The organism is Dactylosporangium sp. NPDC051087, assembly GCF_055586325.1.
Genome location: NZ_JBVJIJ010000034.1, coordinates 112,724 through 121,533, shown reverse-complemented (window position 1 = coordinate 121,533; position 8,810 = coordinate 112,724). Strand labels below are relative to the sequence as shown.

Below are 8,810 nucleotides of genomic sequence, written 5' to 3'. Positions count from 1 at the left end.
GTGTTGGATCAGCCGTTGTCGCCGCGACTGTTGGAGCTGATCCGGGCGGGCCTGCCGTTCCGGGAGGTGCTCGAGTTCACCGAACGGGCATTGACCAGCGTGCCCGGCAGCTTGTTGCGCATCGCCGGCCAGGTGCAGCAGTGGGGCAACAGCATCGCGCTGGACGACGTCGGCGTCGACCCGATGTCGCTCGCGCTCGTCCCGGTCCTCGAACCCGAGGTGATCAAGCTCGACATGGGCCTGCTCCGGCACCCCCACGCCGAACACACCCAGGCCGTCTGCACGGTGGTCCGGGACGAGGCCGAGCGCACCGGAGCGGTCGTGGTGGCCGAGGGCATCGAGACCGACGAGGATCTCGTGACCGCCCGGACGCTCGGAGCCCGGTGGGGGCAGGGATGGTTGTTCGGCCGCCCCGGAAACATCGACCAGGCCGGCCACCACTACGACCCGACCGCGGTGACCGCGCTCCGCCCGCCACGGCCAGGGTTTCACCAGCCCGCGGGGACACCGTTCGACGTCGCCGCCGCCGCCGGGACGGTCGGGCCGGGCACCCCGGCGGCAGTCGCGGCAGCGCTGACCGCGATGCGGAACGCGGTTGCGGCCGATGACACCGCTGTAGTCGTCGCGTCCGCCCCGGACCGCGCCCTTCCGGGGGTCCCCGTCACCGTCGATGACCTGATCGGGCGCGCCCGGTCGATGATCCTGCTGGACGAACCGATCCCCGACGAATTCGCCGCGGCGGTGATCGGCACCGGTTACGGATTCGCGGTGTGCGCACGATGGTCGGAGGTCCCGCGACTCGTCTGCCTCGATCAGCTCCCGGCGGTCGCAGCCGTCGCCCGCGTCCTGCTCAATCTGCACGGGTAGCTCGTCACCGCAGTGCTGCTGCGAGTTCGGTGGCGTTGTCGACCCGCTGGACCTTGATGTGCCCTACTGGGCGCCGGGTGGCCGGTAGCCGACCTTCTGGTGGGCGGCCTGATCGATTTCGTCCGGCGCCAGCAGTACGACCGTCTCCGTGCCGACCGCGCCGGAGGCGGTTGCGGCAAGGCAGACCGCGGCGGCCGTCGCGTTGTCGGGCAGCTCCGCGGTGATGTAGGTGTCCGTGCCGCCGACGGCGAAGTAGAACGACTCCAGGCGGCCGCCGAGCCGGGCGAGCAGTTCCTCGGTCTGCCTCACACGGCCCTTGCCTCCCTCGTCGAGAAGGCCCCGAACGCCCTCGGTGGTGTAGGAGCTTCGAAACATGTATTTCGCCACGCCTGTCACCCTCTTCCAGCATCGTTGCGGCCCATCCACGCCGTCCTTCCACGGTGGCGTAAGGCCGAACGTTTCCCCGTACCGGCGGCGCAAACCTGTGTGGCTCAGGCCTTGCTGAGCAGACGCACGACTTCGCCTCGTGCGTGGGCTACCCGGCGGGTCTCGTCGCCGCCGGCGTGGGCGATCTCCCGGGCCAGGTCGGTCGCGGCCTCGATGCGGTGCCGGGCGGCGCGGCGGCTGTGCGCCTGCCTGCGGTACGTCTTGCGGTCCTTGCGCAGTCCGCTGACCGCCGCGAGCAGCGCCGGGTCGAGGGTGCCGGACTCGACCTCGGGGGCGAGGAGGTCCCGTGTCCAGGCGCGCTCCTGCCGTGCGGCGTGGCGCAGCACCCAGAACAGGACGGGCAGCTCGATCGCGGCCAGCGCGAACATCAGCACCAGCGACCAGCCTTCGCCGCCGAGCGCCTGGGCCATGCCGCCGGTGTCGTCCCACGAGAAGTGGAACAGCATCGCCAGCAGCATCGTCGCCACGCCGCGGGCCACGTTGCGTTCGCCCGGCACGCGGCTGATCAGCCACATGACGCCTGCGCAGAACATCGCGCTGAACAGGGCGTGTGACACGATCCCGGACAGGCCCCGGACGAGGAAGATCTTCACGACCGCGCCGAACTCGCCGACGCCGTACGTCTGGGTGGCGCCGTTGAACGCGTACAGGACGTCCTCGACGACCTGGAAGCCCAGGCCGATGAACGCGCCGATGATGAACCCGTCGTAGGCGCTGCGCACCAGGCGCGGGGCCAGCCCGATGAGCAGCACCAGGCCGATGGCCTTGCCCCACTCCTCGTTGACCGGCGCGGTCAGCCCGGCCGCCCAATTGGCCGCGAACCCGGTCCCGCCGGCCTTCGCCCACAGCTCCAGCAGCGCGCCGTTGGCCGGCAGCGCGATCCAGAACGTCGCCGCGACCCCGCCCCATACGAACCCGGTCGCCAGCAACCCGGCCGGCTGCGCGGTGTACCGGTTGTGCCGGCGCAGCAGGAGCAGCCACGGCACCAGGTAGACCCCGAAGAGCAGCACGCCCGCGGCGAGCGCCGGGGTGTAGAGGCCGGATCCCTGGGAGAAGTACTTCAGCATCGTGACGCCGCCCGCGCCGACACCGAACACGTACACCCAGAACGCGAAGTTGCGCGGCTGCCAGAACCGGAACGGCACGCCCCAGCCGGACTGCTCGATCGCGTCCAGCTGTGCCCGCCGCCCGCCGGTGGTCACGACCCCGGTCATCGCGCGTTCCCGGGCGTGATGCTTCGCAGCAGGGCCGTTACCTCGCCCTGGTACTGCTCGAACTGCCCCGGAGCCGTCCGCACCCGCACCAGCAGGGCCGGTGCCTCGTCCGCCGCCGGGCCGGTCGCCATCTTGAACGCGGCGGCGAGTCCGTCCCCGCTCGGCCCGGTGCTGCTCTGCACCACCCCGACCAGCCCCGCGCCGGTGCTCAGGGTGCTGCGCGCCACGCTGACCTGCGTCCTTTGGGTCTCGGCCCGCTGGACCTGGGTCAGGAACGCGTCCGCCGAGCCCGTGAACGCCGCACCGGTCAGCTCGATGGACGCTCCGCCCCGCACCAGCGTCACCTGCAGCGACGTCGGGCTGACCGCGGCGCGGCCGGTCAGCACCCCGTTCTGCAGCTGCCAGCCGACCGGGGGCACCGCTGTCGCCCCGCCGCCGAGGTCGAGCACGTCGCCGGCCCGGATCTCGTTGTGCCACGGGATCACCGAGTTCAGCGCCTGCAACCCGTAGATCAGCACCAGCGCGACGACCAGGGCGAACAGCCCGGGCCGCAGCGTGCGCCGGTCCAGCCCGAGCCACCGGTGCTCCACCGGCACCCAGCCCTGCGGATCCTCCTCGGCCTGCGTCACCACCACGCGAACGGCCCCTTCCCGCCCTCGGCGGTCGGTGCGACCGCGGGCGATCGGTTCGCGGCAGCAGACCACCGGGGGCGCCGCGCGCCCTTCGACGATAGCCGTGATCTTGCGTTGGCGCAGCGTAGCGGGCCGGGACCGAGCCACCGTCGATGTGCGGCACCGCCGGCCTGTTCCCGGGCGGCGGCGACGTCAGGGCGGTCGGAGACGCGCGCGGGAGGCAGGTCGCCGACGAGCGAACCGTCGTACAGGGTGCTCGCCGGCTCCGGCCTCCCCGGCGATCTGCCGCAGGGTGGTGGCTACGTATCCGCGCTCGAGGCCGCGGAGGGCCGCACCGCCGTCATCGAGGCCGTCCGCCGCCGGCCGGAGGTTCGGCAGTTACGGCGGAAGGCCCGCCGGAGGTCTCCGCGGCCATGTCGCGGGCAGGCCGACAGGTGGCCGCGTATCGGCCTCGCGGTCGCGGTCTACCAGTAATGTCGCCGGCCGGCCACCGGGTGGCCGACGGACCCCATGATGAACAGCACCGCGCCGACCACCAGCAGGATGATGCCGATGGTGGTGAGGATCGGGATGTGGATGAACAGGCCGAGCAGCAGCAGGATCACACCGAGGATCAACACGTCGTGCTCCGTTCCGTCGGAGGCGGACCAGGGAGCTACCCCCTTTGACCGGCGGCAACCACCATCGCGCGGAGCGAATGTGCCCGATCCGCCCGGGGCGGTTGCGCGACGGCGGCGGGTGGGGATAATCGGCGGACTCATGGCGGCCGCTGCCCGAAGGAGACCCGGTGAACCGCGACTCGGCCTCGACGCAGTACGAGCGGTTGCGCGGCGACATCGTCGCCGGTCGGATCGCGCCGGGGACGGTGCTGCTCGAGACCGTGCTCGCGGAGCGGCTCGGGGTGTCGCGGACGCCGGTACGTGAGGCGCTCGCGATGCTGGAGCGGGACACGCTGCTGGAGCGGGACCGGCGCGGGTACCGGGTGCGGACGCGGAGCCCCGAGGAGCTGCTGGAGATCTACGAGGCCCGTATCGCGCTCGAGTCGACGTGTGCGGCCGCGGCGGCCCGGCGGCGTTCGGCGTTCGATCTGGCCCGGCTGCGTCACCTGACCGGCGAGGCGGCGGCGGCCGGCGATCCGGTGCGGCTGCGTGAGTCGCACGCGGCCTGGCACCGGGCGCTGCGCGCCGCGGCGGGCAACGCCACGATCATCGAGCTGCTGGAGCGGCTGGACACGCTGCTGGCCGTGTACGACGACGTGGAGCCGACGCTGGCCGACCGGGACGAGGCCGCGGCCGAGCACGGGCGGGTGGTCGACGCGATCGAGGCCGGTGACGCCGAAGCGGCGCGGCAGGCCCTGGTCGCGCATCTGGACCGGTCCCGCGAGGCCCGCCTGGCGCGGCTCGCCGCCGGAATCTAGTCCGGCTGAGCAAGAAACGTCACAGGTCACCGCCTCTTGCCCGAGCGTCGACGCGTGTATACGCTCGCGCTAATTTCCTAGTAAACATGCCTGAATTATGGAGTAATCATGGTCCGCAAGCTGGTCGTGGCGGCAGCGTCGGTGACGCTGCTGGCCGCATGCAGCAGCACCGGCTCGCCCGGCGACGGCGCGGCGTCCGGCGCCCCCGTGCGCGGCGGCACGGTCGTGTTCGCCACCGACGTCGAGCCCACCTGCCTCGACCCGGCGGCCCCGAGCCAGATCGCCACCCAGATCCTGCAGCGCAACGTGTACGACTCGCTGATCCACCAGGACGCGAAGGGCGCCTTCCACCCCTGGCTGGCCACCTCCTGGGACGTGTCGGCCGACGGCACGACGTACACCTTCCACCTGCGCGACGGCGTGACGTTCCACGACGGCACGAAGTTCGACGCGACCGCGGCCAAGGCGACCTTCGACCACTTCGCCGACCCGGCGACCAAGGCACCACTCGCCGGCTCGCTGCCGTTCGCCTCAGCGACCGCGACCGACCCGAGCACGCTGGTGGTCAAGCTCAAGTCGCCGTTCGCCCCGTTCCTGCAGCTGGTGTCGTTCTCCGTGCTCGGCATCCAGTCGCCGGCGGCGCTCGCGAAGGGGCAGGCCGCCCTGTGCGCCGGCGGGCCGGGAGCCGCCGTGGGCACCGGGCCGTTCACCACGGCCGCCTACTCCAAGGGGCAGAGCCTCACCTTCGCGCGGTACGACGCCTACAACTGGCCGCCGGAGGGCTCGGCGCATGACGGCGCCGCGTACCTGGACAAGGTCGAGGTCCGGTTCCTGCCGGAGAACGCGATCCGGGTCGGCGCGGTCAGCAGCGGCCAGGCCCAGCTCGCCGCGAACGTGCCGCCGGTGACCGCGGCCGCGTTCGAGGCCGGCGGCGGGGTGCGGGTGCTCAGCGCGGCCGCGGCCGGGACGCCGTTCACCGCCTACCTCAACACCGCGCTGGCCCCGTTCGGCGACGTCAAGGTGCGCCAGGCGTTCCAGCGTGGCATCGACATCGACAGCATCGTCAAGGCGGTCTACGCGGGCCGTTTCCCGCGCGCCTGGAGCCCGCTCACGCCCAGCACGCCCAACTCGTACGACAGCGCGCTGGAGAACAGCTGGCCGCAGGACGTGACGCTGGCCAACCGGCTGCTCGACGAGGCCGGCTGGAGCCAGAAGGACCCGCAGGGGTACCGCGTCAAGGACGGCAAACGCCTGAGCGTCGTGTGGATCCAGAACAGCACCGTCATGCGCGAGCAGCGCGACGTCGTCGCCCAGGCCCTCGCCGACAACGCCAAGAAGCTCGGCTTCGAGGTGACCGTGCAGGGCCTCGACGCCGGCACCTTCTCGGCCCGGGCCAAGGCCGGCGACTACGACATCACCGACCAGAGCAACCAGCGGGCCGACCCGGACATGCTCTACAACGTGTGGTCGTCGAAGTTCGCGGCGACGAAGGGCGGCGCCAACTACGCCAACGTCACGGACCCGCAGGTCGACCAGTGGCTCAGCCAGGGCACCACGGCGCTGCGGCAGGAGGACCGGCCGGCGGCCTACAAGCCGCTGCAGCACTGGGTCATCGACAACGCCGCGGCGGTGCCGATCTACGTACCGCAGTACCTCCTCGGCGTCGCCGACGCCGTGCAGGGCGTGCAGTTCACCGTCTCCGGCTACCCGGACTCCTTCTACACCGTGTGGCGCACCAAATGAGCCCCGACGACTTCGCGGCATGGCTGGGCGCACGCGCCGAGGAGGTGGCCGGACCGGCCGGCCACACCGCGCTGACCGGCACGTACCCGGTCGACGAGCCGCTCGTCATCGACGGCGTGCCGGGCACCTGGAGCGTCCGGGAGGGCCGGCTCGCCGTCACCGTCGAGCCGGGCGAGGCACTGACCAAGGACGGCGTGCCGGTGAACGGCACCGCCTTCGTCGAGGGCGACCTCGAGGCGCCCGGCGTGACCATCCGGACCCTGGTGCGGGAGGACGGGCCGGTGGTGCGCACCTACGAGCACGCCGCGCCCGGCCGGACCGCCTTCGCCGGCATCGAACGCTTCGCGTACGACGAGCGCTTCCGCGTCCCGGCGACGTTCGAGCCGTTCGCCACGCCGGCCGCCACCCCGATCCCCTACCAGCGCGACGACGTCGTCCGCGCGCACGTCGTGCCGGGCGAGCTGACGTTCACCCTCACCGGCACCGAGCACCGGGTCCGGGCGTTCGAGGGCCACGGCGGCCTGTGGTTCGTGTTCGCCGACGCGACGACCGGCGTCAGCACGTACCGGCCCGGCCGCTTCGTCGAGGCCCGCGCGACACCGGACGGGTACGTGGTCGACTTCAACCGCGCGTACCTGCCGCCGTGCGCGTTCTCCGACTGGTACAACTGCCCACTGCCGCCCCGGGAGAACGTGCTGACGACCGCGGTCGAGGCGGGCGAGCGGACGGTGCTGGGCCGTGCGCACCCGGCCTGACACCGCCCGCCTCGCCCGCCGGGCCGCGATCGCCGTCGTGCAGCTGTGGGGCGCCGCCACGCTGTGCTTCGCGATGCTGCACCTGATCCCCGGCGACCCGGTCGACATCATCATGGGCAACCAGGCACTGGTGTCGCCGGAGCTCAAGGCCCAGGTGCGCACCCAGTACGGGCTGGACGACCCGGTCGCGGTGCAGTACCTGCGGCTGCTGGGCGAACTGGTCCGCGGCGACCTCGGCACCTCCTACCAGCTGCAGCGGCCGGTGTGGGGCGCCCTGGCCGAGCAGGTGCTGCCCACCGCCGAGCTCGCGGGGGCGGCGCTGCTGCTCGCGGTCCTGCTGGCGGTGGGCGCGGCGGTGCTGGTCCCCGAACGCAGCCGGGTCGCCCGGGCGGTGTTCTCCGGGCTGGAGATGGTCGCCGTGTCGCTGCCGCAGTACTGGCTGGGCATCCTGCTCATCACGTTCCTGTCGCTGCGCTGGCACCTGTTCCCGGTCATCGAGGCCGGCACCTGGCGCAGTCTCGTGCTGCCGGCCGTCGCGGTCGCCCTGCCGATCGCCGGCACTCTCGCCCAGGTGCTGCGCGAGGAGATGGACACCGCCCTCGCCCAGCCGTTCGCCGCCGCGGCCAGGGCCCGCGGCGCCGGCGCGCTGGCCGTGCGGACCGGCCACGCGCTGCGGCACTGCCTGGTCCCGGCCACCACACTCACCGGCTGGTTCATCGGCAGCCTCCTCGGCGGGTCGGTCCTCATCGAGCAGGTGTTCGGCCGGCCCGGGCTCGGGCAGGTCGCGCTGACCGCGGTGACGAACAAGGACCTGCCGATGGTCACCGGCGTCGTCATGCTGGCGGCCGCCGTGTTCGTGGTCGTGAACCTGCTCGTCGAGGTCTCCTACCGCGTCATCGACCCGAGGGTGCACCGCGATGGGACGTAAGCTCACCGTCGCCGCGGCGGCGCTGGTCGTGCTGACCGCCGTGGCCGCCGCGCTGTGGCCGCAGCTGTTCACCGGCCACGACCCGAACGCGACCGATCCCCTGGCCTCGTTCCGGCCGCCCGGCGCCGGGCACTGGTTCGGCACCGACCAGCTCGGCCGGGACCTGTTCGCCCGGGCCGTCCACGGCGCCCGGCACTCGCTGCGGATCGCCGCCGGCGCGACCCTCGTCGCGTTGCTCGTGGCCGTGCCGATCGGCGTCCTGGCCGCGCTCGGCGGCCGGCTCGCCGACAGCGTCATCAGCCGCGTCCTCGACGTGCTGCTGTCGTTCCCGGCGCTGCTGCTGGCCCTCGTCGTCGTCACCATCGCCGGCCGCGGCGAGCTGAGCCTGCTCCTGGCGATCGGCCTCGCCGACATGCCCGGCTACGCCCGCCTGCTGCGCTCCCGGCTGCTCGTGGTCCGCACCGCCGGCTACGTCGAGGCGGCCACCGGACTCGGCGTCGGCCCGTGGACGTCGCTGTGGCGGCACATCCTGCCCAACGCGGCCGGCCCGCTGCTGGTGACCGCCACCCTCGGCCTCGGCACGGCCGTCATCTTCGCCTCCGGGCTGAGCTTCCTCGGCCTCGGCACCCAGCCACCGACCCCGGAGTGGGGCGCGATGCTCGCCGAGGGCCGCTCGACGCTCGCCGTCGCCTGGTGGGCCGGGGTCTTCCCGGGGCTGCTCATCACCGTCACCGCGGTCGCCGTCACCATCGTCGGCCGCAATCTGCGCAACCGCTTCGGCGTCGGCTCGGTCCGGCCGTGAACCCT

Annotated in this window: 10 protein-coding genes; 6 read left to right on the top strand and 4 right to left on the bottom strand. The window is 72.8% G+C overall.

The genetic code is table 11. The features are described 5' to 3' along the window. The coding region (locus ACZ6TV_RS45750) for an EAL domain-containing protein (protein WP_465306196.1) at positions 1 to 867 on the top strand (867 nt) is incomplete at its 5' end. 63 nt (positions 868 to 930) lie between these two features. Here the strand turns inward: ACZ6TV_RS45750 and ACZ6TV_RS45745 are convergent. The 4 genes from ACZ6TV_RS45745 to ACZ6TV_RS45730 form a co-directional block, all read right to left on the bottom strand. Then, on the bottom strand, positions 931 to 1,242 hold the full coding sequence (locus ACZ6TV_RS45745; RefSeq protein WP_465306204.1) for a GYD domain-containing protein: 312 nt from the start codon (positions 1,240 to 1,242) through the stop codon (positions 931 to 933). Between the two features lie 116 nt (positions 1,243 to 1,358). After that, on the bottom strand, positions 1,359 to 2,528 hold the full coding sequence (locus ACZ6TV_RS45740) for a PrsW family intramembrane metalloprotease (RefSeq protein ID WP_465306194.1): 1,170 nt from the start codon (positions 2,526 to 2,528) through the stop codon (positions 1,359 to 1,361). Then, positions 2,525 to 3,163: a hypothetical protein gene (locus ACZ6TV_RS45735; RefSeq protein ID WP_465306192.1), complete on the bottom strand. Its 639-nt coding sequence runs from the start codon at positions 3,161 to 3,163 to the stop codon at positions 2,525 to 2,527. Before ACZ6TV_RS45735 ends, ACZ6TV_RS45740 begins: the two co-directional genes overlap by 4 nt. Positions 3,164 to 3,624: 461 nt before the next feature. After that, the gene (locus ACZ6TV_RS45730; protein ID WP_465306190.1) at positions 3,625 to 3,780 is read right to left on the bottom strand and encodes a DUF6131 family protein; all 156 of its coding nucleotides are present in this window, start codon (positions 3,778 to 3,780) and stop codon (positions 3,625 to 3,627) included. A 167-nt stretch (positions 3,781 to 3,947) separates the two neighbouring features. Between ACZ6TV_RS45730 and ACZ6TV_RS45725 the strand changes: the two genes are divergently transcribed. The 5 genes from ACZ6TV_RS45725 (at position 3,948) to ACZ6TV_RS45705 (ending at position 8,805) form a co-directional block, all read left to right on the top strand. Further along, positions 3,948 to 4,577, top strand: coding sequence for a GntR family transcriptional regulator (locus ACZ6TV_RS45725; protein WP_465306188.1), 630 nt, complete (start codon positions 3,948 to 3,950; stop codon positions 4,575 to 4,577). A gap of 108 nt (positions 4,578 to 4,685) precedes the next feature. Further along, positions 4,686 to 6,320, top strand: coding sequence for an ABC transporter substrate-binding protein (locus tag ACZ6TV_RS45720; protein ID WP_465306186.1), 1,635 nt, complete (start codon positions 4,686 to 4,688; stop codon positions 6,318 to 6,320). Continuing rightward, positions 6,317 to 7,075 carry a DUF1684 domain-containing protein gene (locus ACZ6TV_RS45715; RefSeq protein ID WP_465306184.1) on the top strand — a complete coding sequence of 253 codons (759 nt, stop codon included), beginning with the start codon at positions 6,317 to 6,319 and terminating at the stop codon, positions 7,073 to 7,075. Before ACZ6TV_RS45720 ends, ACZ6TV_RS45715 begins: the two co-directional genes overlap by 4 nt. After that, positions 7,059 to 8,003: an ABC transporter permease gene (locus tag ACZ6TV_RS45710; protein ID WP_465306182.1), complete on the top strand. Its 945-nt coding sequence runs from the start codon at positions 7,059 to 7,061 to the stop codon at positions 8,001 to 8,003. The genes ACZ6TV_RS45715 and ACZ6TV_RS45710 overlap by 17 nt, the downstream gene beginning before the upstream one ends. Beyond that, positions 7,993 to 8,805, top strand: coding sequence for an ABC transporter permease (locus tag ACZ6TV_RS45705; RefSeq protein WP_465306180.1), 813 nt, complete (start codon positions 7,993 to 7,995; stop codon positions 8,803 to 8,805). Before ACZ6TV_RS45710 ends, ACZ6TV_RS45705 begins: the two co-directional genes overlap by 11 nt. Positions 8,806 to 8,810 lie beyond the last annotated feature (5 nt).